Source organism: Synechococcus sp. H60.2 (assembly GCF_047462315.1).
Classification (GTDB): Bacteria; Cyanobacteriota; Cyanobacteriia; order Thermostichales; family Thermostichaceae; genus Thermostichus.
Genome location: NZ_JANSIZ010000041.1, coordinates 1 through 25438, shown reverse-complemented (window position 1 = coordinate 25438; position 25438 = coordinate 1). Strand labels below are relative to the sequence as shown.

25 protein-coding genes are annotated in these 25438 nt (G+C 61.2%); 21 read left to right on the top strand and 4 right to left on the bottom strand.

What is annotated here, in order from left to right; all coding sequences use genetic code 11:
• The 13 genes from NW845_RS08045 to NW845_RS07985 all read left to right on the top strand — a co-directional run.
• A partial coding sequence (locus tag NW845_RS08045) for an HAD-IA family hydrolase (protein WP_414378024.1) occupies positions 1-662 on the top strand: 662 nt, incomplete at its 5' end.
• Positions 659-1507, top strand: a complete 849-nt coding sequence (locus tag NW845_RS08040) for a M28 family peptidase (protein WP_414378021.1) — start codon at positions 659-661, stop codon at positions 1505-1507. The genes NW845_RS08045 and NW845_RS08040, both read left to right, overlap by 4 nt.
• A gap of 294 nt (positions 1508-1801) precedes the next feature.
• Positions 1802-2563 carry a ChaB family protein gene (locus NW845_RS08035; RefSeq protein WP_414363891.1) on the top strand — a complete coding sequence of 254 codons (762 nt, stop codon included), beginning with the start codon at positions 1802-1804 and terminating at the stop codon, positions 2561-2563.
• A 127-nt stretch (positions 2564-2690) separates the two neighbouring features.
• A complete protein-coding gene (locus tag NW845_RS08030) occupies positions 2691-3623 on the top strand; it encodes a DnaJ C-terminal domain-containing protein (RefSeq protein ID WP_414378019.1) in 933 nt (310 codons plus the stop codon).
• Positions 3620-3901: a chaperone modulator CbpM gene (locus NW845_RS08025; protein ID WP_414363893.1), complete on the top strand. Its 282-nt coding sequence runs from the start codon at positions 3620-3622 to the stop codon at positions 3899-3901. Before NW845_RS08030 ends, NW845_RS08025 begins: the two co-directional genes overlap by 4 nt.
• Before the next feature lie 52 nt (positions 3902-3953).
• Positions 3954-4703, top strand: a complete 750-nt coding sequence (locus tag NW845_RS08020) for a photosystem reaction center subunit H (protein WP_414378018.1) — start codon at positions 3954-3956, stop codon at positions 4701-4703.
• 157 nt (positions 4704-4860) lie between these two features.
• Positions 4861-5268 (top strand): 50S ribosomal protein L21, encoded by a 408-nt coding sequence (gene rplU / locus NW845_RS08015; RefSeq protein WP_414363895.1) that lies wholly within the window; start codon positions 4861-4863, stop codon positions 5266-5268.
• Positions 5269-5328: 60 nt separating this feature from the next.
• Positions 5329-5598: a 50S ribosomal protein L27 gene (rpmA, locus tag NW845_RS08010; protein WP_414363896.1), complete on the top strand. Its 270-nt coding sequence runs from the start codon at positions 5329-5331 to the stop codon at positions 5596-5598.
• A 151-nt stretch (positions 5599-5749) separates the two neighbouring features.
• Positions 5750-7222: a cellulose synthase gene (locus NW845_RS08005; protein WP_414378016.1), complete on the top strand. Its 1473-nt coding sequence runs from the start codon at positions 5750-5752 to the stop codon at positions 7220-7222.
• A gap of 257 nt (positions 7223-7479) precedes the next feature.
• On the top strand, positions 7480-9240 hold the full coding sequence (locus NW845_RS08000) for an MBL fold metallo-hydrolase (RefSeq protein ID WP_414378013.1): 1761 nt from the start codon (positions 7480-7482) through the stop codon (positions 9238-9240).
• A gap of 59 nt (positions 9241-9299) precedes the next feature.
• Positions 9300-10052, top strand: a complete 753-nt coding sequence (locus NW845_RS07995) for an ABC transporter ATP-binding protein (RefSeq protein ID WP_414378027.1) — start codon at positions 9300-9302, stop codon at positions 10050-10052.
• Positions 10053-10152: 100 nt separating this feature from the next.
• Positions 10153-10737, top strand: coding sequence for a TIGR04376 family protein (locus NW845_RS07990; RefSeq protein WP_414363900.1), 585 nt, complete (start codon positions 10153-10155; stop codon positions 10735-10737).
• A 190-nt stretch (positions 10738-10927) separates the two neighbouring features.
• On the top strand, positions 10928-11224 hold the full coding sequence (locus tag NW845_RS07985) for a PipX family protein (protein WP_414363901.1): 297 nt from the start codon (positions 10928-10930) through the stop codon (positions 11222-11224).
• A gap of 1 nt (position 11225) precedes the next feature.
• Here the strand turns inward: NW845_RS07985 and pheS are convergent, their stop codons facing one another.
• Both pheS and NW845_RS07975 read right to left on the bottom strand, forming a co-directional pair.
• Positions 11226-12227 carry a phenylalanine--tRNA ligase subunit alpha gene (gene pheS / locus NW845_RS07980; protein WP_414363902.1) on the bottom strand — a complete coding sequence of 334 codons (1002 nt, stop codon included), beginning with the start codon at positions 12225-12227 and terminating at the stop codon, positions 11226-11228.
• A gap of 151 nt (positions 12228-12378) precedes the next feature.
• Positions 12379-12990, bottom strand: coding sequence for a chromophore lyase CpcT/CpeT (locus NW845_RS07975; protein WP_414363903.1), 612 nt, complete (start codon positions 12988-12990; stop codon positions 12379-12381).
• 717 nt (positions 12991-13707) lie between these two features.
• On the opposite strand from NW845_RS07975, the gene NW845_RS07970 reads away from it, so the two are divergent.
• From NW845_RS07970 to murJ, 6 genes are all read left to right on the top strand, one after another.
• Positions 13708-14226 carry a phycocyanin subunit beta gene (locus NW845_RS07970; protein ID WP_414363904.1) on the top strand — a complete coding sequence of 173 codons (519 nt, stop codon included), beginning with the start codon at positions 13708-13710 and terminating at the stop codon, positions 14224-14226.
• Between the two features lie 194 nt (positions 14227-14420).
• Positions 14421-14903 (top strand): phycocyanin subunit alpha, encoded by a 483-nt coding sequence (locus NW845_RS07965; RefSeq protein ID WP_011430856.1) that lies wholly within the window; start codon positions 14421-14423, stop codon positions 14901-14903.
• Between the two features lie 274 nt (positions 14904-15177).
• Positions 15178-16035, top strand: coding sequence for a phycobilisome rod-core linker polypeptide (locus tag NW845_RS07960; RefSeq protein ID WP_414363905.1), 858 nt, complete (start codon positions 15178-15180; stop codon positions 16033-16035).
• A 32-nt stretch (positions 16036-16067) separates the two neighbouring features.
• Positions 16068-16895, top strand: coding sequence for a HEAT repeat domain-containing protein (locus NW845_RS07955; RefSeq protein ID WP_414378012.1), 828 nt, complete (start codon positions 16068-16070; stop codon positions 16893-16895).
• A gap of 212 nt (positions 16896-17107) precedes the next feature.
• A complete protein-coding gene (locus tag NW845_RS07950) occupies positions 17108-17464 on the top strand; it encodes a DUF4278 domain-containing protein (RefSeq protein WP_414378010.1) in 357 nt (118 codons plus the stop codon).
• Positions 17465-17651: 187 nt separating this feature from the next.
• Positions 17652-19298, top strand: coding sequence for a murein biosynthesis integral membrane protein MurJ (gene murJ, locus NW845_RS07945; protein ID WP_414378009.1), 1647 nt, complete (start codon positions 17652-17654; stop codon positions 19296-19298).
• Positions 19299-19308: 10 nt separating this feature from the next.
• On the opposite strand, the gene sigC is transcribed toward murJ, so the two are convergent.
• Entirely contained in the window at positions 19309-20403 is a 1095-nt protein-coding gene (sigC, locus tag NW845_RS07940) for an RNA polymerase sigma factor SigC (protein ID WP_414363909.1), read from the bottom strand.
• A gap of 459 nt (positions 20404-20862) precedes the next feature.
• On the opposite strand from sigC, the gene NW845_RS07935 reads away from it, so the two are divergent.
• Complete coding sequence (locus NW845_RS07935) at positions 20863-21513, top strand: cofactor assembly of complex C subunit B (protein ID WP_414378008.1); 651 nt, start codon at positions 20863-20865, stop codon at positions 21511-21513.
• 8 nt (positions 21514-21521) lie between these two features.
• Here NW845_RS07935 and mutS read toward each other — a convergent pair whose 3' ends face one another.
• Positions 21522-24200: a DNA mismatch repair protein MutS gene (gene mutS / locus NW845_RS07930; RefSeq protein ID WP_414378007.1), complete on the bottom strand. Its 2679-nt coding sequence runs from the start codon at positions 24198-24200 to the stop codon at positions 21522-21524.
• Between the two features lie 377 nt (positions 24201-24577).
• Between mutS and NW845_RS07925 the strand changes: the two genes are divergently transcribed.
• On the top strand, positions 24578-25438 hold an 861-nt coding region (locus NW845_RS07925), incomplete at its 3' end, for a FecCD family ABC transporter permease (protein ID WP_414378006.1).

The following is a 25438-nucleotide window of genomic DNA, read 5'->3' as shown; positions in this document are numbered from 1 at the left end:
GGTCGGTGGAGCTCTACGGCCAGCTCCTGGCTATTACGGGCGGCAAAGAGCGCATTCGCCACTTCGTCGAGACCTGTCAGCCGCCGCTGCCTGCCGGGGAAGACCTGACGGCCCTAATAGCCCGGCTGCACCAGGCCAAAACCCGCCACTACACAGCTCTGCTGGCCCAAGGAGGGATCCCCTTGCGCCCCGGAGTCAAGCGCCTCTTGCAGGAGGCCAAGGCCGCCGGGATCCGCCTGGCCATCGCCACCACCACCACGCCCGAAAACGTGACGGCCCTTCTGGAGCACACCCTGCCGGAGAGCCTGAGCTGGTTTGAGGTGATTGCTGCCGGCGATATTGTCCCCGCCAAAAAGCCCGCCCCCGACATCTACTTCTACACGCTGAAACAGATGGGGCTGCGCCCCCAGGAGTGCCTGGCCTTTGAGGACTCCGAAAACGGGCTGCGCTCGGCCCAGCAGGCGGGCATCCCTGCCGTGGTGACGGTTAACGATTACACTCGGGAGCAAGACTTTTCCGGAGCAGCCTTGGTGCTGGATCACCTGGGGGAGCCGGAGTTGCCGTTTCAGGTGCTGGCGGGAAGGGCAGGATCCCACCGCTACTTCACCCTGGAGCTGGCCCGCCAGGTTCATGCCCAAGCCCTTGCCGAGCAAGAAAAGTGATCCAAGATCCCCATCTGCAACAGCGCCTCCGGGATCACCTGCAGCAAGTGGCCCAGCCGCGGGATCCCGACTGGTCGCCTTTGGGCCACCGTCAGGTGGAGCGCTACATCCAAGAGGAGCTTTCCCGCTATGGCCCTGTGGAATCTTTCTCCTTCGAGGCTCGGGGCTGCCAGCACCGCAACTGGATCTTGAAATTGCCGGGATCCCATCCCCGCCGATCGCCCATTCTGGTCGGGGCTCATTTTGACGCTGCCCCGGCCACCCCTGGAGCCGACGACAACGCCAGCGGTGTAGCGGTGCTGCTGGAGCTGGCCCGCCATTTTGCCACCCATCCCGCCCTTTCCCCCCTGTGGCTAGTGGCCTTCGACCTAGAAGAGCGGGGCCTGCTGGGGAGCAAAGCCTACGCCCGCTTTCTTAGACAACAGCGCCAACCCCTGCGGCTAATGCTCTCTCTGGAGATGCTGGGCTACCGGGATCCCACGCCCGGATCCCAGCGCTACCCCGCTGGCCTGGGGCGGCTCTACCCTGACCGGGGGGATTACATCGGCCTCATTGGCAACTGGCCCGCCCTGGGGAATCTGCTGAGGCTACAGCACAGTTTTCAGCAGGCGGGGATCCCGTGTTGCTGGTTGCCAGCCGGCCAGCGGGGTTTGATCCTGCCGGTTACCCGCCTTAGCGACCACTCCCCCTTTTGGGATGCAGGCTACCCTGCAGTTATGGTGACCGACACCGCCTTCTTGCGCAACCCCCACTACCACAAGCTCAGCGACACCCTTGAGACCCTAGATCTGGACTTTTTGAGTGGGGTCTGCTGCGGCTTGAGGCAAGGTCTTGGATCCCTCTAGCCGCGACCTCGATTCCCAACTCCCCTCTCCCTGAGGGAGAGGGGCTGGGGGTGGTCGCGTGAGCGGCGCGGAGCGCTTGGGCTGTCCCTGAGGGAGAGGGGCTGGGAGTGAAGGCCAGCGGCGCGGGGCGCTTGGGCAGGCCTCCTCAGTACGGAGATCGCTCCAGGAGTTTCGCGATCCCTCGACTTCCCCTGAGGCGGCAGAGGGAGATAATGGGCGGCATGGGCAAAGAGGGGAAAAGCTTGCCAAAAGCTGCCCTCAGCCTTCTCGGCCAAAACTTTCCCAGGAGCTTTTATGAGTGCCTTCGCCCAAGCCCCCAAAAAGTGCGTTTCTGCCGTTTTCAAAGAAGAAGCCAAAGTCCAAGAGTGCATCCAGCGCCTGCTCAACCGCGGCATCCCCAACGATCGCATCTCCATCATTGGCCGCAATTTTCAAACGGAAGCCAAAATCAGCGGCTTTATCACCCGCAAGGATGTGGTTCTCGACGGGTTGACCAGCGGCGCCATTTATGGATCCCTGTTTGGCTCCCTGTTGGGGCTACTTACAGGCGTAGGGGTGCTATTTATTCCCTTTTTGGGAGCGGTGGTGGCCGCTGGACCTTTGGGAGCGGCGCTGCTGGGGGCAACCGGTGGCGCTCTCTACGGGGCGCTGGGAGCGGGGCTGGGATCCGCCCTCATTGCCCTGGGCATGCCGCAGGAGAAAGCTGCCATCTACCAAACCCGGGTGCAAGCAGGTGAGTTCCTCTTGGTGGTGCAGGTGCCGGAGGAAAAAGCCGGCGAAATCTACTTGCTGTTGCAAAGTGCCGGCGGCGAAGAGGTGGCCACTGCCGACTTGAACTTGCCTAGTGAGCCAGAAGGCAACCTGACGCCGGAGACCATCTCCCCAGAAATCCGCGCCGATCTCTCAGAAGAAGCCCAGCAAACCTTTGTGGAAGCCTATAACCAGGCCAAGGCAGAGGGCAACCCTGTCACCCAGGCCCTGCTCAAGGCTTGGGAAAAGGTTAAACAAGTTTTCACAAGGGACGACAAGGGAATCTTTTCCAGGCGCAAGCCCTAGCCCAGATAGCTTCTCAACAGCAGGGGCAGAGCCAACTGCCCCGCCGTGGCTCCGTCTCTTCAATACCCACCTTACATTCTGAGAAGTATCCTGAAAAGCCTTAACCTGATTTCGTAGGGGTGAGCTTATGGCTGCGAGCGATTTCAAGGACTACTACCAGATCCTGGGCGTCAGCCGAGATGCTTCTTTAGAGGAGATCAAGCGCGCCTATCGCAAGCTGGCTCGCCAGTATCACCCCGACGTTAACCCCGGCAACAAGGCAGCCGAGGAGCGCTTCAAGGAGATCAACGAAGCCTACGAGGTGCTCTCGGATCCGGACAAGCGGCGGCGCTACGACCAGTTTGGCCAGTACTGGCAACGGGTGGGCAGCGGTGCCGCAGCAGGGCCGGGCATGGAGGGATTTGCCCAGTACGCCACCTTCGAGGACTTTATCAACGAGCTGCTGGGCCGCATGGGATCCCGCCGCGGCGGCTTCCAGGGTTTCACCACCGGGTTTGGGCCGTTTGTCTCGGTGGATCTGCCAGGGCAAGACGTAGAAGCCACGCTAGGCCTCACCTGGGCAGAAGCCTTCCACGGCACCCAAAAGCGGCTGAGCGTGGATGGCGAAACCCTCACCATCCGCATTCCTCCCGGCGCCAAACCGGGCAGTCGCATCCGCGTCAAGGGCAAAGGCCAATATAGCCCCTTTGGCGGGCCGAGGGGGGATCTCTACCTCACCCTGGAGCTGCCTCCCCACCCCTTCTTCCGCTTTGACGGCGACAACCTGCTCTGCGAGCTGCCCATCACGCCCGATGAGGCAGTTTTGGGCGGCACGGCGGAAGTGCCCACCCCCACCGGTCGGGTGCAACTGAAGATCCCTGCCGGCGTCGATAGCGGCCAAACCCTGCGGCTGCGCGGCCAAGGCTGGCGGGATCCCCAAGGGCAGCGAGGTGACCTGCTGGTGCGGCTAAAGGTTGTCACGCCCAAATCCCTCTCCCCCACTGAGCGGGATCTCTACGAGAAACTGCGGCAAAATCGGAGCTGGGATCCCCGCGCCTACTTGCAGGAGGTGAGGCTATGAGCTTGGCCATTGTGCGGGTGGAAGAACGGCTCTATACCTTTGAGCAGGCCAGCGAAGTAGCTGGGATCCCGCCCCACCTCTTGGAGTGGCTGCTGGCTCAGGGTTTGGTGGAAGCCGAAAGCAGCTACCTCACCCCCCAGCAACTGCGGCGCCTGGTGCAGATGATCCGTCTGCATCGCGACTTGGGCCTCAACTGGGTTGGGGCAGCGATGGTCTTGGACATGGCCCAGGAGATTGCCCGCCTTAGGGCGCAGCTACACTACTACCGCGGAGGCTAAGCAACCCAAGCCTCCATCCCCCTTGAATCCCGCAAGTCAGGAGAATTTCTCTATGGAACAAGTCGTCCGACGCAGCCAAGTGGTGGGCCTGCTGGCCCTGGATGGCAGCACCGCCACGGCCCTGGGCACCGTCGAAGAAATCTGGGTCGATCCCCAGGGACGGGTCTGCTACTTCACCAGCCAGCAGGGCTACACTCCCCTGGAGCAGATCTCACTCATCGGGCCGGACGCGCTGCTGACCTACTCCGCCGTCTTTGCCACCCCGGCAACGCCCCTCAGCTCCCTCTACCGGCGCACAGTGCGCATTGGGGATCAGCCGGTGGGTTGGATTGAGGATTTTGTCTTCGACTGGGAGACCGGATCCATTGCTGCTTACATCCTGGGGGGCAGCATTGCTGAGCCCTGGGGAGGGCGCGCCGTCCTCTTACCTGAGGATGTAGAGGCGATCGACGTGGACGCGGTGGTGGTCAAGGAAGATGCTCCCCAGCGCCTCAAATCGGAGACTGAGGGCCTAAAGAACTTTTGGAGCGAAAAATCCCGCCAAGTCAAGCAGCTCATCCAGCGCATGGGGGATCGCCTCAAAGCCCTGGTCGGCCCCCAGGATCCGCCGGAGGTGGTGCGTGTCAAGGTCAAGCAGGTGCGAGACGAGCTGGCCAAAGGGGGCAAGTTTGACCTTTCCCTGCTGGATGAGGCGGCAGAGTTTTTGCAGCAAAAATGGACAACCTGGCAACAGCGCCTCAGCCGCGCCGCCCAGCGCATGCAAGCTGCCCTTCAGGCCGCCTGGGAGAAGCTAACCGAGTGATGCTCCAACTCCCCTCTCCCTTTGGGAGAGGGGATGGGGGTGAGGGAATAGCCCTAGCTGACAGGAGGCAGGTTTTTCCGCTAGCATTAAAAATCGCTGTCAATGCTCGGATCAGGTTTCAAGACCCGCAGGGGCACCTGTACGGCAAGGAAAAGGCATGACCTACGCGATTGTGGAAACCAGTGGCAAGCAGCTTTGGGTAGAGCCGGGGCGCTTTTACGACATCGATCGCCTGCCCGGCATAGAAGAGAACAGCCCTTTGACCCTGTCCCAGGTGTTGTTGATTAACCATGAGGGACAGGTAACCCTGGGCCGTCCCTATATTGCCGAGGCCGTGGTCAGGGCGCGGGTTCTGCAGCACCGCCGTAGCGCCAAGATCCTCGTCTACAAAATGAGGCCGAAGAAAAAGACCCGCAAGAAAAGGGGACACCGGCAGATGCTCACCCGTGTGCTGATCGAGTCCATCGAACTCAACGGGACGCCCCTGGCCGCCGCTCAGGCTGCCTCGCCATCCACTTCTGAAACGGCAACTGCTGCAGCCGGGATCCCCGAGGCGGAGGAATAGGCCCTAAACTTTAGGATCCCAACTTATCTTCGGCGACGACACACTTGCACAGGAGGCATTATGGCTCACAAGAAAGGGACCGGCAGCACCCGCAACGGCCGCGACTCCAATGCCAAGCGGCTGGGGGTGAAGTGCTTTGGCGGCGAGCTGGTGCATCCCGGCTACATCCTGGTGAGACAGCGGGGCACCAAGTTTCACCCAGGGGTGAACGTGCGCATCGGCGGCGATGACACTTTGTTTGCGGTAGCCACCGGCATTGTCACCTTTGAGCGCTACGGCAAGTGGCGGAAAAAGGTGAGTGTCTACCCGGTTGAGACGGCTGCCCAATAGGCAGCGACTTGACCTGTTCTGGCCGGGCGACTGCCCAAGATAGCTCAATTTGTCACATCCCCTGGCCTGTCTGTGGGCAAAGGGGGCAGATCTGGGTCCGGCCCAATGCCCAGCACTGTGTGGAGCGCCTGTGAGATCTGCGGCTATGCGGATGTCTTTGTTTCGGGGAGTGGGGTTGCTCCACCTTATCGCTGGGGTGGCGTACCTTTACTGGCGCATCACCGAGGGGCTGACAGGCCTGGGATCCCTTGTGTTTTGGGGGGCGGAGCTGTACGTTTGGCTGGCGGCGGTGGGCTTTATCCTCAGCCGCTATTCCCAGGTGAGGCAAAAGGCGGTGCCAGGGCCAGAGGTGCTGCGGCGGTCGTTTTTTCAACTGCCGCGGGTGGATGTGCTGGTGATGCGCCAGCGGGATTCTCTGGAAGCGACCCGGCAGACGGTGCTCTCGGCTCTGCGCCTGGACTACCCCTGGGAGCGACTGTTTGTCCATATTGTGGATCGGGTGGAAGACGGAGAGATGGCCAAGGTGGCACAGGCCATCCCCTGCGAGTACTGGCCTTGCCCCACCCCCACGACCGATCCCCTAGCCTACCTGCTGGGATCCGGCCAGATCCAGGGAGAATATCTGCTGCTGTTGCAGCCGGGCCATTTTGTCGAGCCGGATTTTTTGTGGCAGACGTTGCCCCTGTTTTATGACTCACCGGAGCGGGCTCCCATCGCCAATGCCACCGGCTTTGTGCAGGCGATGCTGCGCACCCTGGGCCGGCCCCAGGCCGTTCACCCCCTACAGCAGCTTTTGGCGGTGGGATCCCAAGGCTACCAGGCGGCACCGCTGCTGGGATCCGGCTGTCTCATTCGGCGGGCGGCTTTGGAGGGGATCCCGCAAATTGACATTCGCCGCCCTGTGCAGTTGGGGTGTCAGATGCACTGCCGCGGCTGGCAGTCCCACCTGGTGCGCCAGGCCCAGGTCACCGGCGTTTTGTTGCCCCTGCGCAACCGCCGCGTGGCTCTGCTGGCGATTTTTTCGGCCTTGCGGGAAAATCCCTTCTGGGGCAAGCCAACTACGCAGCAGCAGCGCTTTCAGTACCTGTGGCTGGCCCTCTGGGCTGCTGGCGGCGTGGCAGAGCTGGCCTATTTGGCGGTGCCGATCCTCTTTCTCTGCACGGGCTGGATGCCGGTGCCGGCCTTTGATAGGGTCTTTTTTGCCTGGTTTTTGCCCTACGCCCTTCTAGGGCGGCTCACCTGGCTGTTGGCTTTTCCTCCCTCTCTGTGGGGGGCTGCGTGGCAGTCAGAACGACAGACAGGTAGCCAGTTTTTCCAGTCCATTCAGGCGTTGGTGCAGGCGTTGCGGGGGGTGCCCCCCTATCCCGAACAGCCGTCCCAACTCTCTCTCGGCCCGCAGGCATTGGCCATTGTGCTGACACTAGCAGCAATGGGGGTGGGAGCCCTGCGCTTTGCTGGCAACTGGGATCCAACCTGGCTAGAGCTGCTGTTTGGCCTAGTCTGGGCCTTCTACAACTTGATGGTTCTAACGGTGCGCCCGGACGATCACGATTTTGCCGGCTTTGCCTTGCGTAGCCACAACCCGGCGCCGGAAGAAACAACAGATGCGCTCCCCAACTCCTAGGGCTGCCAAGCCAGGCACATGGCAAAGCCAAATTCCCCTATCATCCCGCTGTTGCATGGAGAGCATAGAGAAAATTGCCGGCTGCCCCGGCGTACAGTGGGCAACAGCTATGCTGGAAGAAGGATAGGATAGCAGGATCGGCATAGGTTGCCCTTGCTTTTCCGGGAGGTGTACCGGGGAGAGGGGCGATCTCCGTCCGAGCCGCCCTTGTGGTTTGCAGGATTGAGCGTGGTCTTCTAGTTAAAAACAACACATCTGTGGAGTCAGAGAGATCTCCCCTTCGACTAATCCCCCTGGGTACGGATCCCCGGCAGCAGGGGTGTGCCTACTGGCTGGAGATGGGATCCCACCGCTTGCTTCTCGATTGTGGCTTGCCTGCTCCCGCTCTCCTCAAAGCCTTGCCAGGGATCCCGGATGCAGTAATCTGCAGCCATGCTCACTTTGACCACCTGCAGGGGCTGCCCGCCTTTTATCGTCGCTACCCGCAGGTGCCTATCTATGCCACCCCCCTGACCGCCCACTTGGCCAGCGGCCTGTGGGAGCGGGGCGTTTGGCCGGGCTACGACCGGGAAATTCGCTTTCCTCCCTTTCGGGCACTGCCCTTTGGCCAGGCACGGGAGATCTTGCCCCATCTGATGCTCACCTTTTTCACAGCCGGGCACCTGCCGGGGGCGGCGACGACACTGTTGCAAAACACCCAAGCCGCCCCCGCCCAAACCTGCGTGTACACCGGCGACTGTTCCCTGGCCTCTACCCGTTTTGCTCCCGGCTTGGATCTCGCCGCTTTGCGCCATTGGCAGCCGGACGTGCTGCTCATCGAAGCCTCGCTGGGATCCGCTCGCCATCCACCCCGTCGCCATCTGGAAAACCGCCTGGTGGAGCGCCTGATCAGCGCCTTGGCAGCAGGACAGACAGTGCTGTTTCCGCTGCCGGTATTGGGGCTGGGCCAGGAGTTGATTTTCCTCCTCAAAGCCCACCACCGCTTTACCCAGGCTTCCCAAGAGCTGACAGTGTGGGTGGCGCCAGGGCTAGCCGCAGGCTGCGATCTCTACGAACGCTTGCTCCCCTACCTGCCAGAGCCAGTGCGCAATTTCGCCACCTATCAGCCCTTGTTCTGGGAAGACCGCCTGCAGCCGCGGGTGCAGCCCCTTACGGAGGTGGATCCCTTGCCCCAGGGCCTATTGCTGTGCGATGCCGACGCCGGGCCCGAAGCCTGGGAGCCCATCTGGTCGCGCTTGCTGGCCCAACCGCAGCGCTCCTGCTTGCTAGTGCGGCTGCCGGAAGTGGAGTTGGCCACCCCCTTTGACCAATGGCCAGCGCCACTGCGCTCCCGCATTGGGGTGGAGTGGTTGGCCTGGCACAGCCACAACGATGTTGGGCATCTGACCCAGATCGTCCACACCTTTCGCCCCCAACATGTGGTTTTGGTGCACGCCAGCCCCCAGCAGGTGCAGGATCTGGCGGATCTGCCGGAGCTGTGCAACCGTTACCATGTTCACTGCCCTCAACCCGGCCATTGGCTGGAGTTACCCGACGGGCGCCTGCAAACCCAAGTCAAGCCGTCAGAATCTCCCAGGGATCCCACCTTGCGCTACGAGGGGGAGGTGGAAGAGATCTGGCAGGAACAGGGCTCGCCCCGGGCCTTGGCTGGTGTGCAGGTGCGTCTGCCCCCTCAGATTGCCCAGGATCCCCGTTGGGCCGCTTGGGCCGATACCGGCCTGGTGGAAGCCCGCTGGCAGGGATCTGAACTGGTGCTGCGCGGCCTTTCGCCGCGAGAGCTGATCCGCCCGGCAGAGTCCGCCCCCGCCACCGGCATCGTGCCGCGCCCCAAACCCGCCCCTGTCTTCGCTGCCGGGGGCATGAGGTGCCAGAACTGCCGCTTTGCCCGCCAGATCTTGACAGCCCACACCCAAGTTCTTCGCTGCGACCAGGAGCGCTCCCCCCTCTACCGTCTCCGGGTGGATCCCCAAGGAAGCTGCCCCTACCACCAACCGCAGGAGATCCGCTCTTCCGGCTAGGGACCAGGGCAGGTGCCGCCCAAAGGCTCGCTAGAATGGGGCCAGTCGCGGTGTCAACCATGCTTGAGCAACAACCCTGGGCAGATCGTCACCAGGGGCCCGTGGGATCCCTGGAGCGCCCTGCCGCCTTGGCCTCGCCTCGCCCGCCCGTGGTGCGGATGGTCGGGGTGAACAAGATCTATCCGCTGCCGGAAGGCAGCTTTCAGGCCCTCTACGATATTGACTTGGTGATCGAGGCCGGGGAGCACTGTGCTATCATGGGGCCCTCTGGCTCCGGCAAGTCCACCCTGATGAACCTCATGGGCTGTTTGGATCGGCCCAGCTCAGGGCGCTACTGGCTGGACGGCGTGGAGGTTTCCACTCTGACGGATCGGGAGCTAGCCCGGATTCGCAACCAAAAGATCGGCTTTGTCTTCCAGCAGTTTCATCTGCTGCCTGTTCTGACAGCACTGGAAAACGTCATGCTCCCCTTGGCCTATGCCGGGATCCCGGAGCCAGAACAGCGCCGGCGGGCCAAGCAAGCTTTAGAACAGGTGGGCTTGGGGAGCAAGCTGCACCAGCGCCCAGCCCAGCTCTCCGGCGGCCAGCAACAGCGGGTGGCCATTGCCCGGGCCATCGTCAACCGACCGCAACTGTTGTTGGCTGATGAGCCCACCGGCGCCCTAGACAGCCACACCAGCCAGGAAGTGCTCAACCTTTTTGCCGAGCTCCACCGCCAGGGCATTACTCTTGTCGTGGTTACCCATGACCTGGAAGTGGCCCAAGCCGCCCAGCGCATTATCCGACTTGGAGACGGGCGTTTGTTGGCTTGAGGCAGACAGGGATCCAGGATCTGGGGATCTCACCGCAAGGGGCTGGCTTGCGCTAGTCTAAACGCAGCTAACTGAGCGCTCGGCCAACGAGGATCGGCCCATGAAATTCATCGAAGATATCATCCGATTTTTGGAAACCCGCCTGGAGGAATTTCTTAGGGCCCACCCCGAGATCGAGCTGCAGGCTCTTGATGAGCAGTTGCGCCAGCAGGAAGCGGATACTCTGCGGCTGTTGCAGGAAAGCCGCGCTCAGAAGCAGGCCCTCAGCGAAGCTCTCTCCGAGTTGGGCGAGGAGATCAAGACCTGGCACTTTCGCATCGAGAAGGCCGAGCGGGCCAATCGCCCCGATCTGGCCGAAGGGGCACGCCGACGGGAAGCCGAGCTTTTGGAGAAAGGGAGTCGGGTGTTTGGCCAAGGCAAGGCTCTGGAGGAGAAAATCCAGCAACTGGAAGCTCTGCTACCGCAAATTGCCCAGCGCCGCCAAGAGGTGAAAACCAAGCTGCAAGAAGTCAAAGCCGCCCAAGCCCAGAAGGCTGGCGAGCCGGATCCGCAGTTCAACCGCTGGGGCAGCCTGTTTGAAGAGGATAAATTGGAGGAAGAATTTCGTCGGCTGGAGATGCGACTAGCGGTAGATAAGGAATTGGATGACATGAAGAAAAAGGCGCAGGAACAGCAGCGGCGATAGCAGCCCGACCTGTGTCTAAAAGCTTTGTTAATCTTGAATCCAGTCGCAAAAGCCAAAATCAGGCTGGGTGGAACCTATGATTTGCGCTCTTGGTCTCAAGAGCCGGAGCAAAATCATTTCAGCAACTTTCTCGGCCAGCGAACAAGAAGGAAAGCCCCTCTTCTCCACCAAGAGTGATACGCTATTGGTCATGAATGAGCTGTATCTGAATCACCCTACATTTGGTTTGCTCTACAGCCTGTGTCGGGTTGACGAAAGTCAGGCCATCTTCACCACCCTTTATGCCCAAAGGCTGTTTTTTCGGGTTTACTTCAAGCCCCCCGATCACAACGCCGATCCATCTGCTCTGGAAGAATTGGTTTTTGACCCGATTAGCCGCAACGAAGCCCGCCAAGTTCTCGAAGAACAAATGCGCCTTTTGCGCCGTGCCAATCGCAAAGACGAGCTGGAGCACCTGCAGTTGGTTTACAAACGCACCTTTTCCTGACCTAAAATTGCGACAAAAAGCGCAGGTCGCTGCTGTAGAACAGGCGGATATCTTGAATGCCGTGTAGAAGCATGGCCACCCGCTCGACGCCGATCCCTGCTGCAAAGCCGGTGTAGCGCTCCGGGTCATAGCCGACCGCCTGAAACACATTGGGATCCACCATGCCACAGCCAAAAATTTCCAGCCACTTGGAGCCAAAACGCACATCCATCTCGGCAGAAGGCTCCGTGAAAGGAAAATAGCTGGGCCGGAAGCGGGTTTCTCGCTGGCCCAACAGGCGAGTGACAAACTCCTTGAGGGTGCCCTTCAGGTCGCAAAAGGTGAGGTTCTCGCCCACCGCCAAAATTTCCATCTGGTGAAACACGGCAGAGTGGGTGGCATCGACGGTATCGCGGCGCATCACTCGCCCGGCATGCACAATGCGCAGGGGCGGCTGGTGTTGCTCCATATACCGCACCTGGACCGAAGAGGTTTGGGTGCGCATCAGATAACCCTTTTCTAGGTAGAGGGTATCCTGCATGTCCCGCGCCGGGTGGTCAGCGGGGGTGTTGAGGGCCTCGAAGTTGTAGTACTCTGTCTCGATCTCCGGGCCATGAACCACCGTGTAGCCCATCCCCACAAAGATATCGAGCATGCGGTCGATGGTGGCCTGCAAAGGGTGGATCCGCCCCAAGGGCCGGCGCGGCCCCGGCATGGTGACATCCAGCCGCTCCGCCTCCAGGCGGGCCTGGAGCTGGGCTTCGGCCAAGGCCCGTTTGCGCTCATCCAGGCTGGATTGTAGGGCCTCTTTGAAGGTGTTGGCCAAAGCGCCAATGGCAGGCCGTTCTTCCGGGGGCAGCTTCCCCATGCCCCCCAAGATCTTCGAGAGCTTCCCCTTTTTGCCCAGATAGTCGATGCGGATCTGCTCCAAGGCCTCCAGATCGGCAGCCTGCGCCACCTGGGCAAGCGCCTCATCTTGGAGGGCGAGAAGCTGTTGGCGAAGCGTGTCTTGTTCGTCTTGCATGGGGATAGTTCATTCGCACATTCGCGTCAGCGTTGCCGAGCAGCCAGCAGAAAGGATCCCTGTTCGGACAGGTGGCGGGCCGCAGTTGCTTCCTCCAAAAGTATCATCTTTCGCCCACGGCGCCGAGATTGGCCAGGGATCCTCTTCCCACCTACTGCAGCAGCTCCACCTGCCAATCGACAACCTTGCGAAAGCGAAAAGGGCCGGCCAAAGCTCCCCACACCTGGCGGTGGGTAACCGGATCTATGCCGCGATCGTGGCTGCAAAACTCGCTCTCGCTCAGGTGCAAGGTGGTCTGCAAATAGGTGGTTTGGCCGTTGCGCACCACACAACAGCGGCAACCCGGCTCTGTCACGCCGACAAAGAGGGATCCCTGCCTCTTCACCTGCACATCACACCCCGGCAGGTAGGCCAGATCGGCAGCGCTCAGTTGGCTAAGTTGCTCCGCTTTCTCGCGAGCACACCCCCGCCACCGCTGCGGCTGCAGAGGACGGTAGTTGCGAATCACGATCCCGTCCCCTACTTGGGTGAGTTCCACCACTGCCTGACGATAGGGCTCCTCCAAATGGCCGCTGTAGGCCTGTTCCACATAGAAGCCAATCCCCCCCAGCACAGCAGTTGGCAAGGGACGATAGGCCACCCGGATCGAGGCAAAAAAAGGTGGGTTCTCCCAGGCTTGCTCTTGGTTGCTGAAGTCTCCCGCCAGCCAACGCGCCATCTGCAACAGCTCGGGGGAAGAGGTGGACTCCGACCAGTTCGACATAACCACGCATCCAGGAATTCCGTAGGGACTTATACCGAAAATCCCAGGCGGTCAACGACAACCTGCTCAGATTTTCCCCAACCTCTGCTCTGCCGAGGAAGTTCCGTAAATGTTAAATTATGTATCTTTTATGAAAAGGTTTGCACGGATACAGAAGCGGGCCTGTCCTGGATCTCAAAGCCACAATCGCGGTTGACATTACTATGTATCTCGTAAAGCTGTATGAAGTAATGTTCTTTTCTGTAAAAATTAAGGCCCTGAAGGGTGGAGCGAAAAGACTGAGATTGCCGGTCTGGATGAGGATCCAAGACTTTTTGCGGCAGGTAAAGCCCCTTTACATTTTTTGATTCAATCGCTTCCCGTCCTCGCGATAGAAAAAGACTGGAAACAAGGCGAGCCAGCTTTTCCTCATCTGTCCAGTTCAGGTTGTCAGCAGGGGAGGATCTTTACAAGCGGGATCCCTCAGCATGTGTTGGCAAGCGGCTTCGCCTGTGGAGCCGTTTGACTGGAGGTGGGTCGGGGATTAGCTTGCCCATCTTGTTTCTACGGGCTTTGATCCCGTCGGCAGGTCTGTTGGGACAAAGAGCTGTGCCAACAGCGCCGGTCGGCATCGGGGATCGGGGCATTGCTGCCTTCCTGGCTGGCGGGAGCTCTCACTTCCGCAGCAGGGAGTGCTGATTCATAACCTCTTTTGCTTTCGCTAGGAGATTTAAAGCCATGAACGATGTATTTGGCAAAGTTGTTGCGCAAGCTGACTCCAAAGGTGCTTTCTTGGGAGAAAACGAGTTTGCGGCTCTGCAGCAGGTGATTGCCGAGGGGAACAAGCGCTTGGATGCCGTGAACCGCCTCACCAGCAACGCTTCTAAAATCGTGACCGATGCCATCCGTCAGTTGTTTGCCGAGGAGCCCAATTTGAACGCTCCCGGCGGCCCTGCCTACCCCAGCCGCAATGTGGCCGCCTGTATGCGGGATATGGATATCATTCTCCGCTACATCACCTATGCTGTGGCAGCCGCTGACCCCAGCGTGCTGGACGAGCGCTGCTTGAACGGCTTGCGGGAAACCTATCAGGCGCTGGGCACCCCTGGTAGCTCTGTGGCCAACGGCATTCAAAAAATGAAAAAAGCTGCGGTGGCGGTGGTGAACGATCCCAACGGCATCACCCGGGGTGATTGCAGCGCTTTGATTGCCGAAATCGAGTCTTACTTCGATCGCGCTGCTGCTGCGGTGGTCTGATAGGCCGGAATCTCCATTGCTTCATCTGAAACACCCGGATCCTCTGGTGAAGGCCGCCGCGGAGTTCAACTCGGGTTGGCCTGGGATCCCTGAAAAAACGACCTTTTTTGCAGTCATTTTGCAATTGAGCCTCTTTTGCAGTGTTGGTTGCCCTGATTTTTGCGTTGAGCTTAAGTAAAGGAGCGTTTTGAATCATGCAAACCCCTATTGTCGATGCCATTGCCACCGCCGATAGCCAGGGGCGCTATCTGAGCAACAGCGAGTTGCAGGCCATCAACGGCCGTTTTCAGCGGGCTGCCGCCAGCATGGAAGCTGCCCGAGTCCTGAGCAGCCGTGCCGAAGAGCTGGTGCGCGGCGCCACCGAGGCCGTCTATGCCAAGTTCCCCTATACCACTCAGCCCGGCGGACAATGCCACACCCAAGCGGGCAAAGACAAGTGCGCCCGTGACGTGCGCCACTACCTGCGCTACATCACCTACTGCTTGGTAGCCGGTGGCACTGGCCCGCTGGATGAGTACCAGTTGGCCGGGATCCGCGAGATCAACGCCGCTTTTGAACTCTCCCCCAGTTGGTTTATCGAAGCGCTACGCTACATCAAAGCCAACCATGGCCTGACAGGGCAAGCGGCCACCGAAGCCAACACCTACATCGACTACGCCATCAACGCGCTCAGCTAGGTTCTGCAGCTTGGGATCCCCCAAAAAGGTGGCCAGCCCGGCGCTTGAGGGGGATGGCGAAGAAAGGTTATCAGGGGCAACGGTGGCGAGAAAGGGATCCCTTTGGCCGGTTGGGTCTAAGGATCTCTCTCCCAGAGGGGAAAGCGCCACTGTTGCTCTTGCTTCAACCCCATATTTGTGCTGCTGAGGGTTGTTGAGTTGAGAGGTGAGCCAAAGCAGCCTTTTCAAGCTTTTTTCAAAGTTAATCCAGCCAGTTTCATCATGAGGAATTAGCATGAGTGGAATCACAGCGGCAAGCCGAATGGGGATCCGGGGCATTACAGAGACGACTCCCTTGGAATTGCGCCCTAATGCCAGCCAGGATCAGCTCAATGCGATCCTGCGGGCCATCTATCGCCAGGTGCTGGGCAACGATCACCTGTTTGGGGCAGACAGGAAGGAGCTGGCCAGTGCAGAATCGTTGCTACGCCAAGGTAGCCTGACGGTGCGGGAGTTTGTGCGCTTAATCGCCAAGTCCGAAGCTTATAAGAGGCGGTTTTTGTACCCTAACTCCCAGACCCGCGCCATCGAGCTCAACTTCAAGCACCTGCTGGGGCGGGCTCCCACCAGCCCCAAGGATATTGCCCGACACCTGGACATTTACCACACGGGGGGCCACAGCGCGGAGATCGACTCCTATATCGATAGCCCAGAATACCTGGAAGCGTTTGGCGACAACATCGTCCCCTATCCGCGCGGGTTTGAATACCGCAAGGCTCATACCACCCGCGACTTCACCAACCTCTTTGCCCTCTACGGAGGCTACGCCAACAACGACCGTTCCCAGGGGCGCAGGCCGCGCTTGATGATGCCCCTGGCCACCGGCTTTACTCCGGCCATCCGCCGCATCGGGGTGCGGGGGCTGCTGCCCCCCAGCCCCATTACCAAACACTTGGGGCCGCCAACGGGCCAGTCCGACCGCATGTTCTGCATTGAGGTGACGCGGCTGCTTAACCCGCCCTCGGCCCTGGCCACCTCCAGCCGGGTGCGCAAATCCAACCAGCAGATCTTCGTTTCTGCCGATCAGCTCTCGGCGACGATGCAGCGGCTGCTCAAGTCGGGCGCCAAGATCGTCAGCGTCCGCAGCGCTTGAGGCCTCTGGAGGCGCTCTGGCCTGTTGATGCTATGACCACGGCTGTTCCTCCAGATCCCCCTCCAGCCGCCGATCTCACCCCAGCCGGCCAGATCGCCAAGCTGCGCCACGGGGATCCGGGGGAGCGCTACTATGCGGCGTGGTGGCTGGGGCGCATGCGGGTTGTGGAAGGGATCCCAGCCCTGATCGAAGCCTTGGCCGATGAGACGGATCGCACCACGCAGGGGGGATATCCGCTGCGGCGCAACGCCGCCCGTGCCCTGGGTAAGGTGGCCTCCCCTGCTGGGATCCCGGCCCTGAAAGAGGCTTTGCGCTGCTCCGATGGCCAAGTGGTGGCGGCAGCCGCCCAGGCGCTGGTGGAGATTGCCCTGGCCAATAACCTTGACCAGGATCCCAGGCAAGCTGGAGAGCTGGGAACCGCTTTGCTCGAAGGGCTGCGCTGGGTAGAGCAAGGTTTGCAGACAGAAGCGCCTGCCGCCTTGGAGGCTTTGATTGAGGCTCTTGGACATCTGAAGGTGGCTGCTGCCCTGGGGCAGATCCGCCCCTATCTGGAGCACCCCTCGATGCGCCTACAGTGGGCGGCAGCACGGGCCTGTTACCGCCTGACAGGGGATCCCACTTTTGTCCAGCCGCTACTGTCGGCGTTGGATCACCCCAACATTCATCTGCGGCGGGCTGCCCTTCTCGATTTGGGGGCTAGTGGCTACCTGCCAGCGGCCCAAGCCATGGCAGCGGCAGCGGTCGAGGCCAACATCAAGCTGCTCGCCCTCAAGCAGTTGGTGGAGATAAACCTTAGATGTGGGAAAGAGGCTAGCACTGACCTACAGCAGGTGCTATGGCTAATCGACGAGCTGCTCTAACCCTCTGGGCAGGGAGAGGTAGAGCTGGGAAGGCGACCTCGACCTAAAGTTGACACCTAAGGGCTTATTTTGTTAAAGCTGATACAGAATAAAGTTGGGTTTTACCCCCTGAGCCGCATCCAGGAAGCAGGAGCTGTTGTCTAACGGCTTCTGAGAGGCCGGTGCAGGGGCGCCCCTTTATTTCGCCGCAGTTCATGTGGGGGAGTCTTCCTATGCAACTGACCTACCGGGGCATTGCCCACCCCTTTGTCCCTTCTGTCTCCGCAACCTGCCAGCGGCAGGAGGTGCCAGCGCAGTACCGGGGCTTGGCGTGGAGCTGGCCAGCTCAATTGGCGGCTGTGGCGCTGCCGCAGTCTTTTGTCTTGACGTATCGAGGCCTTGTCCTCAATCCGGAGGTGAAGGCAGCGAGCGAGGTTATCTCCCTGCGCAAGGACTTTATGACCCTAGTCAAAGAAACCCATCGGCAGCATCTGCTGAGCCGGCTGCAGGAGCGCATCCGCTCTGCCCAGGCCCGCGGAGATGAGCATTTGTTGCAGCAACTGGAGCAGGAGCGACAACTGCTGGCCTGAGCTCTATCTTGACTAACGAAAGTCCCCGCCCTCCCTCTCGAGGTTCGGAGAATTCGGGATAATAGTGCTGCCCTATGCCGAAGCGAGGGGGTAGCAGCTGTGAGCTTGTGGGTGAATCCTGCGAAGGAACCGATTGGGGCATCCCGACAGTTGTCCATTGCCAAAGCGGCGGTGGGGAGCTAGGGACATGGAGGAGTCTGCCAGGCGGGAAGGGATCCCAGGGGGCTCCGCCGCGTCTTCTCCACCCCGTTCCTTGCTCTCAGTGGCAGGACTGGTGGCAGGGGCCACGCTGCTTAGCAAGGGCATGGGGTTTGTCCGGCAGGCCTTAATTGCTGCAGTCTACGGCTCAGGGCCAGAGTACAGCGCCTTTAGCATAGCCTACGTCCTGCCTGGTTTTTTGTTGATCTTGCTGGGCGGGATCAACGGACCTTTCCACAGCGCTATCGTCAGCGTGCTCAAAAAGCAGCAGCCGGGAAGAGAGGATCCAGCCCGCTGGCTAGAGTCCATCTCTACCCTGGTGGGCTGCTTGCTTTTGGCGGTGACCTTGGGCCTCTGGTGGGGAGCCGACTGGGTGGTACACCTGAGTGCCCCAGGGGCCAGCCCCGAAGTGCATGTCCTCGCCGCCCAGCAACTGCGGATCATGGCGCCGCTGGCCCTGCTCTCGGGCTGGATTGGCATTGGCTTTGGGGCACTCAATGCAGCCGAGCACTACCTCTTGCCCGCCCTCAGCCCCCTCATCTCCAGCCTGGCCGTCATCGGGATCCTGGTCACGTTGGGGTGGACAGGGATCCCCACTTTACTAGCCTGGGGTGTGCTCATCGGCGCCATTGCCCAGTGGCTGGCGCAGGTGCCTCTGCAGATGCGGCTGGGGCTGGGGCGGCTGCGGCTGCGCTTTGACTGGGGATCCCCGCCGGTGCGGGCGGTGGGCCTGCTGCTGCTGCCGGCAGTAGTCTCCTCCGGCATGATCCACATCAATGTCTACGTGGATCTCTTTTTTGCCTCCTTCGTGCCTGGGGATCGCACCATTGGCAACTTGGGCTACGCCCAGCTCCTAGTGCAAACTCCCCTGGGGATCCTCTCCAACATGGTGCTGGTGCCCCTGATGCCCCTCTACGCCCAGTTGGCAGGGGATGGATCCCGCTGGTCGGAGTTGCGCCAACGCATCCGCCAAGGGCTGATGGTTACGGCCATCCTCACCCTGCCCCTTGCGATGCTGTTGGTGGCCCTGGCTGAACCCATCGTCCAGATAGCCTACCAGCGGGGGCGCTTTACGCCGGAGGTGACCCAGGAGGTGGCGGCCCTGCTGAGGGCCTATGGTCTGGGGATAAGTTTTTACTTGCTGCGGGATGTGCTGGTGCGCATCTTTTACGCCCTGGAGGATGGGGCTACGCCGCTGCGTATTAGTGGCTTGTCCATTGGCCTCAACGCCCTGCTGGACTTCCTGTTTTTGCCCACCTTTGGAGCACCGGGCATTGCCCTAGCTACGGCAGGCGTTAACCTGATGGCTCTGATTGGGCTAGGGATCCGCCTCCACCAGCGCCTGCCGGGGATCCCTTGGCGGGAGATGGGACAGGCCCTGCTGCCGTTGCTGGGGATCACCACCTTGGCCGGGGGCCTCAGTTCCTGGCTGTGGACACAACTGCGCTCCCAGGAGATCCTGGGATCCCCGCTGCTTACTGCCGTCCTGGGGGCTAGTCTAGCCGCCGGCCTAGGCCTCAGCTTGTTTGCAGCAGGGGTCCTGTATCTGCGGATCCCGGAAGTGGAGTGGCTGGCAGTCCAGCTCCAGGCCCGCCTGCCCAAGATTGCCAGCCGGCGATCCCTACCCAGATCCTAGGCAGGCCCGGCTAGCTGATGGCTTCGAGGTAGTCCCGAACTCGGTTGCGCCGCTTCGGCTGGCGCAGCTTTTGCAGGGCTTTGGCCTCGATTTGCCGTACCCGCTCCCGCGACAGATCCAAGGCGCGGCCAATCTCCGCCAGCGAGTAGGTGCGCCCGTCCCCCAAGCCAAAGCGCATGCGGATCACATCCCGCTCGCGGCTGGTGAGATCCGCCAGCAACTGCTGCAGATCGCGATGCAGGGCCTCCCGCATCATCGTCTCCTCGGGGGAGATGTCGTCGGTTTCCAGCAGATCCCCCAGTTCGGTGTCTTTGTCTTTGCCCACCTTAGTTTCCAGAGAGACCGAGCGCGGCACCCGTACCAACAGCTCTCGTACTTGGGGCGGAGTCATCTCCAACTCGGAGGCAATGTCTTCGATGGTGGGAGTGCGGCCTTTTTCTTGGGAGAGCTTGCGCTGCGCTTTCTTGATCTTGTTCAGTTTCTCAGTGATGTGAACGGGCAGGCGGATGGTACGGCTTTGGGTGGCGATAGCCCGGGTAATGCCCTGCCGGATCCACCAGTAGGCATAGGTGCTGAAGCGATAGCCCTTCTTGGGGTCAAACTTCTCCACCGCTCGCTCCAGGCCCAGCGTGCCCTCCTGGATCAAATCCAGCAGCTCCAGGCCGCGATTTTGGTATTTTTTCGCCACCGACACCACCAGGCGCAGGTTGGCTTTGATCATGTGCTCCTTGGCCCGCTTGCCAATTCGCTGGATCTGCTGCAGCTTTTCGGGAGTGAGGTTGGCCCACTCAGGGTACTGGTTGGCTCTGGCCGCCCATTCAGCGAGGGTCGGATCCCGTCCCAACTCCTTCTGCAGGCGCAGGCGCACATCCAAGAGCTTCATGTAGTCTTGGACTCTTTGGGCCAGAGCCACCTCCTCATCGCGACCCAGGAGGGGAACACGACCGATCTCCTGCAAATAAAGGCGCACCAGATCGGTGGAGCGGCGAGCTGGCTCCTCTTCTGCAAACTCGCTCTCGGCCAGATCTACCTCTGCTTCCTCAGCAGGATCGAGGAGATCGCCATCGAACAAAATATCGTTGAGCTCAGGTTCGTAGTTAGACATGTAAGGCGTTGTTGGATAGCGACAGAAGCAGGCAAACAGGTCAGCCAAAAGGGCAGGACCATGAGGAAATCTCTGGGTTCAGTGTCTCCCTGAGGCGTTGCTTTGCGCTATCATCCCTCAAGTGAGATAAGCACTGCCCTCCTCACGCCTCGTTGTAGAGCTCTGCCCTTCTATAAAGAAGCTACCCTAGGGAGGGGAAGTTACAATAGTCAGCAAAGCACAATCGTCTTATCATAACTTAATTATAGTTGCCCTTCCCAGGCGAGAGTCACTAGATCCGACGTAGAGTCCCCTTCTCTTAAACTGCCACCGACCTTGCTGAAAAGCGCACTGTCCTTGGATTCTTGCCCAGGTGGGCTACAAGGCGATAGAGGTGGCAACTTGGTTTTTCTTTGGAGGGGGGCAGCCAACCCCTCTCGGTAGTCTAAACTGGCCAGCAGGCGTGCAAACTAGCATTTCATGAGCTACTTTCTTGCCAACTCCCCTTCTTTCTGGTCAGGAGAGAGAGCCTCGATCGCAGTTGCGCCGCTCGTTAACTTTGGCTCTCTCGCCCAGGCACGCGCGGCAGTAGCAACCTCTTTTTCCCTGCAGGGAGAGACAATTTCGACGCTGCTGCTGACGGTCTTGCTGGCCATTGGCCTCTTCTTTTTCCTGCGAGCCTCTGGCAAAGACCGCCTCGAAGCCCGTCTCTATTCTAGCAGCCGTAGCCTGGAGGAAATGGGATCCCTCCTTCGCGAGCACCTGGAGGGGCGCGCCTATCGCTTGCAATCTGCCGATGCAGAGGGGATCGCCACCTTTGTGGGTCAGGCGCGGCCTAGCGTGGGACTGGCCGTTTTTTTGACGGGGCTGGCGGGGGCGGGGCTGGCCTGTCTGGCTTTGGTGCTGCAGGTGCTGGAGCCGGGTTGGGGAGTTTGGCCCTGGACACTGCTGTTGGTCTCTCCTTGGGCAGGCTGGTACTACTGGCGGCGCAATCACCGCCCGCAGCAGCTCCGCCTGAGGTTGCAAGAGGCCGATCCGCCCCCCGGATCCCTGCTGTGGGTAGAGGGGCAGCGGGAGGAGCTGGAGGTGCTGGCCACTACCTTGGGGCTGCAAGAACGGGATCCAGGTTGAGAGTAGCCCTAGAGCTCTTTGGGGAAAAAGGACAGTTGATCCCCAGCTGTGGCATCGCAGTCGGGGATCCCGCTGGAATGGGATGCTTGCTTGGGCTGTTTTTTGGGGTTGTTTGAAGAAGGGTGGCTTTTCCCTTGGTTGCGCAGGCCCAGGCCAATGCGGCTGTGTTTTTCCACCAGAGCCAGCACCTGTTTGGCCCGCTCGATGACCGGCTGGGGCAGGCCGGCCATGCGCCCTACCTCGATGCCGTAGGAGCGGTCGGCTCCCCCCGGCTGCACCTGGTGCAAAAAGATGATGCGATCCGGCAGCTCTTTGACCACCACCTGGAAGTTGGCCACGTTGGGCAGCAGCGTCTCCAGTTGGTTGAGCTCGTGGTAGTGGGTGGCAAAGATGGTGCGGGCGCGCACTTGGGTGGCCAGGTATTCGGCCACGGCCCAGGCAATAGAGAGGCCGTCGAAGGTGGCGGTGCCGCGGCCAATCTCGTCCAAGAGCACCAGGGATCGCTCGCCGGCGTGGTTGAGAATGTTGGCCGTCTCGTTCATCTCCACCATGAAGGTGGACTGTCCTGTGGCCAGATCATCCACGGCGCCAATGCGGGTAAACACGCGGTCGCACAGGCCCAACTCCGCCCGCCGCGCCGGGACAAAGCTGCCCATCTGGGCCAGGATCTGGATTAGCCCAATCTGGCGCAAGTAGGTGGACTTGCCGGACATGTTGGGGCCAGTGAGGACGATGAGATCGGGGCCGTGGGGGGATCCCAGCCGCACCGAGTTGGGGACAAACAGGCCCTGGGGCAAAGATTTCTCCACCACCGGGTGGCGACCCTCTTCGATGATTAAACGGCGATCTGCAGTAATCACCGGGCGGGTGTAGCCCTGCTGCACGGCCACCTCGGCTAGGCCAAACAGAGCATCGACGGCGGCCAGGGTCTGGGCCACCTGGCGGATGGCGGCAGCTTGGGATCCCGCCTCCTGGCGCAACTGCACAAACAGCTCGTATTCCCGCTGGTTGATCTCGGTCTGGGCAGTGAGGATGCGAGCCTCTTTTTCTTTAAGCTCAGGGGTGATGAAGCGCTCTTCGTTGGTGAGCGTCTGCTTGCGGATGTACTCCTTGGGCACCTGCTGCGCCTTGGCGCGGCTGATGCTGAGGTAGTAGCCAAAGGCCTTGTTGAAGCCGACTTTGAGGGTGGGGATGCCGGTGCGCTCGCGCTCGGTTTTCTCCAACTGGGCAATCCACTGGCGGTCTTGCTCCACCTGCTGCCGCAGCCTGTCCAGCTCGGTATCCACCCCAGGCCGGATCAGCCCCCCTTCGGTGAGCACAGGGGGCGGGGAGGGCAAGAGGGTGTGCTCAATGCGCCGGCCCAGGTCAACCAGAGCGGGATCCACCTGCTGTAGGCTCTGCAGAAGGGGAGTTTGGGCTTCGGCCACCAGCTCGGCCAGTTGGGGCAGTTTGCTCAGGGAGGAGCCCAGGGCCACCAGCTCGCGCGGGTTGGCGGTGCCGGAGGCGACGCGGTTGGCCAAGCGCTCCAGGTCGTACAGAGAGTCTAGAAGGGATCCCAGGCGGGTGCGCAGGGAGGGGTTTTCCAACAGCTCCTGGATGGTGTCCTGGCGAAGGCGGATTTGCTCTGGATCCCGCAAAGGCTGCAGCAGCCAGCGGCGCAGGGTGCGCCCGCCCATGGCGGTGCGGCTGTGATCCAAGACCCAGAGCAGGGATCCGACAAAGGCCCCCTCGCGGATGGTCTGGGTCAGCTCCAGGTTGCGGCGGGTTTGGGCATCCAATATTAGGTAGTCGGTGAGCTGGTAGGTGCGGGGCGGGCGCAGGAGCGGATGGCCTCCCTGGGAAGAAGGCTGCACCAGGTTCTTTTGCGTTTCTTCCAGATAGTGGAGCAATCCCCCCGCCGCCCGAATGGCCAGGGGCAGCCCCTCGCAGCCCAAGCCCTCCAGGGAGCGCAGGCCATAGGTCTGCAGTAGGTTGTCCCGCGCCACCGCCAGCTCAAAGGGCTCCGCCGGGCGCAGGGTATAGGCGTACTGGCCGGGTAGGCCTAGGGGAGCGTGGGAATCTCCAGGCCGCATCAAGCCCAGGCCCAGCCCTTCCTCGGTGGGCAGCAGGATCTCCGCCGGCTGCAGCCGGGCCAGCTCCTGTTCTAGCTGCTCTTGCCCCTCACTCTGGCAGACCCAGAACTCGCCGGTGGAAATGTCGGCGTAGGCCAGGCCCCAGGCGGTTTGCTTGGAGCCTCGCAGGCGGACAATGGCCGCCAGGTAGTTGTTTTGCCGCGCCTGCAGCAGCTCCTCCTCGATGACCGTGCCGGGGGTGATCACCCGCGTCACTTCCCGCCGCACCAAGCCTTTGGCTTGATCCGCCGGCTCCATCTGGTCGCAGACGGCTAGGGCATAGCCTTTGGCCACCAACTGGGCGGCATAGCGGTCAAAGGCGTGGTAAGGGATCCCGCACATGGGCACCCGCCCGATGGCCCCCGCCTCTCGCCCGGTGAGCACCAGCTCCAGCTCCCGCGACACCAGTTGCGCGTCCTGGAAAAACATCTCGTAGAAATCCCCCAGGCGGTAGAGCAGGATGGCGTGGGGGTATTGCCGCTTTAGCTCTACGTAGTGCTGCATCATGGGGGTGAGCAGGGCGGGATCCACCTGCAGGGCATCCCAAGTGGGCTCAGGGGCAGCGGAGGAAGTCATAGCGCCAATACTTCAAGACGGCTCTGTCCAACCCAAGCTAGCCGGCTTCGGCCATTTTATTGGGGATCTTCCCCCTCTCCTTGGGCAGCTCAGTGAAGGCAGACTTTGGTTTCGGGGAACAAGCCGGCCTAGGCGGCTGGGAGTGCCGATCCATCTCCCCTTGGCTCAAAGGGGGTCGAAGACTTATTAAAACTAACTTGCAATAGCCAAGAAAGCCTGTTATTCTGACAGCTACATTTTTATTGAATCTAAGTCTCAACAGGCTAAGAAGCTCGGCAGGTTGGGGCTGCGCCGGGGTGGGTCTGGGTGCGCTGGCGAGCCGGCTGGGGCTGTCTTGTCTTGGGGATCTCCCCCTCTTAAAAGTCCAGAGGTTTACGATGTTGGCCAAGCAAGAGCGTCTGTCATCAGGAGTTGACCCGGAGACCCGCTGGGGGCAGGCCAGGCGGATCCGCTCGCCGGTCGGCTTGATGGTTTTGCTACTGGGTGTCATCCTCTTGCTGCTTTGGATCTCAATTGCCTTGGGATCCGTTCCCATAACTTTTTCGGAGCTGTGGCAGGCCCTGTGGGGGCAAGGGGATCCGATCCGGCAGACCATTGTCTGGCAGTTGCGGCTGCCGCGGGCGCTTTTGGCCCAGTTGCTAGGGGCAGCCTTGGGGATGGCGGGGGCCCTGTTGCAGGGGATGTTGGGCAATGGGCTGGCGGATCCCTACCTGCTGGGCATCTCGGCGGGGGCGGGCCTGGCGGCCGTAGCGCTGCTCACCTGGGGGGAGTGGACGGCTTGGGTGCCCTTGGCAGCTTGGGTGGGCGGCGTGCTGACTACGGTGTTGGTGTATGGGCTGGCGCGCACCCGCTCCGGGCTGGCGGTGGAACGGCTGATCCTGGCGGGAGTGGCTGTCAGCGCCCTCTTTGGGGCGATCAGCTCTGCTTTGTTGCTCCTGGCCGATGAGCGGGTCCAGGTGGCCCTGACGTGGTTGATCGGCAGCCTGAGCGGGCGGGGCTGGCCGGAGGTGCGGGTGGCTGGGGTGTATATCCTGGTCGGGCTGGGGCTGGGCTGGGCGCAGGCGCGGGCTTTGAACCTGCTGGGCCTAGGAGAAGAGATGGCGGTGAGCTTGGGGATCCCGTTGGTGCGGACGCGGGTGACCATCGGCTTGGTGGCGGCTTTGTTGGCGGCGGCAGTCGTCAGCATGGGGGGGTTGATCGGCTTTGTGGGGTTGGTGGTGCCCCACATGGTGCGCCAG

Bases quoted from the DNA above. Each gene is read 5' to 3' on its own strand.
- NW845_RS08005 (WP_414378016.1), top strand. From the start codon at position 5,750: ATGTCTTTGTTTCGGGGAGTGGGGTTGCTCCACCTTATCGCTGGGGTG.
- NW845_RS07950 (WP_414378010.1), top strand. From the start codon at position 17,108: ATGCAACTGACCTACCGGGGCATTGCCCACCCCTTTGTCCCTTCTGTC.
- NW845_RS07975 (WP_414363903.1), bottom strand. From the start codon at position 12,990: ATGTCGAACTGGTCGGAGTCCACCTCTTCCCCCGAGCTGTTGCAGATG.
- mutS (WP_414378007.1), bottom strand. From the start codon at position 24,200: ATGACTTCCTCCGCTGCCCCTGAGCCCACTTGGGATGCCCTGCAGGTG.
- NW845_RS08025 (WP_414363893.1), top strand. From the start codon at position 3,620: ATGAGCTTGGCCATTGTGCGGGTGGAAGAACGGCTCTATACCTTTGAG.
- NW845_RS07960 (WP_414363905.1), top strand. From the start codon at position 15,178: ATGAGTGGAATCACAGCGGCAAGCCGAATGGGGATCCGGGGCATTACA.
- NW845_RS07995 (WP_414378027.1), top strand. From the start codon at position 9,300: ATGCTTGAGCAACAACCCTGGGCAGATCGTCACCAGGGGCCCGTGGGA.
- NW845_RS07965 (WP_011430856.1), top strand. From the start codon at position 14,421: ATGCAAACCCCTATTGTCGATGCCATTGCCACCGCCGATAGCCAGGGG.
- NW845_RS08020 (WP_414378018.1), top strand. From the start codon at position 3,954: ATGGAACAAGTCGTCCGACGCAGCCAAGTGGTGGGCCTGCTGGCCCTG.
- NW845_RS07970 (WP_414363904.1), top strand. From the start codon at position 13,708: ATGAACGATGTATTTGGCAAAGTTGTTGCGCAAGCTGACTCCAAAGGT.
- NW845_RS08035 (WP_414363891.1), top strand. From the start codon at position 1,802: ATGAGTGCCTTCGCCCAAGCCCCCAAAAAGTGCGTTTCTGCCGTTTTC.
- pheS (WP_414363902.1), bottom strand. From the start codon at position 12,227: ATGCAAGACGAACAAGACACGCTTCGCCAACAGCTTCTCGCCCTCCAA.
- rpmA (WP_414363896.1), top strand. From the start codon at position 5,329: ATGGCTCACAAGAAAGGGACCGGCAGCACCCGCAACGGCCGCGACTCC.
- NW845_RS07990 (WP_414363900.1), top strand. From the start codon at position 10,153: ATGAAATTCATCGAAGATATCATCCGATTTTTGGAAACCCGCCTGGAG.
- murJ (WP_414378009.1), top strand. From the start codon at position 17,652: ATGGAGGAGTCTGCCAGGCGGGAAGGGATCCCAGGGGGCTCCGCCGCG.
- NW845_RS08030 (WP_414378019.1), top strand. From the start codon at position 2,691: ATGGCTGCGAGCGATTTCAAGGACTACTACCAGATCCTGGGCGTCAGC.
- NW845_RS07985 (WP_414363901.1), top strand. From the start codon at position 10,928: ATGAATGAGCTGTATCTGAATCACCCTACATTTGGTTTGCTCTACAGC.
- sigC (WP_414363909.1), bottom strand. From the start codon at position 20,403: ATGTCTAACTACGAACCTGAGCTCAACGATATTTTGTTCGATGGCGAT.
- rplU (WP_414363895.1), top strand. From the start codon at position 4,861: ATGACCTACGCGATTGTGGAAACCAGTGGCAAGCAGCTTTGGGTAGAG.
- NW845_RS07955 (WP_414378012.1), top strand. From the start codon at position 16,068: ATGACCACGGCTGTTCCTCCAGATCCCCCTCCAGCCGCCGATCTCACC.
- NW845_RS07935 (WP_414378008.1), top strand. From the start codon at position 20,863: ATGAGCTACTTTCTTGCCAACTCCCCTTCTTTCTGGTCAGGAGAGAGA.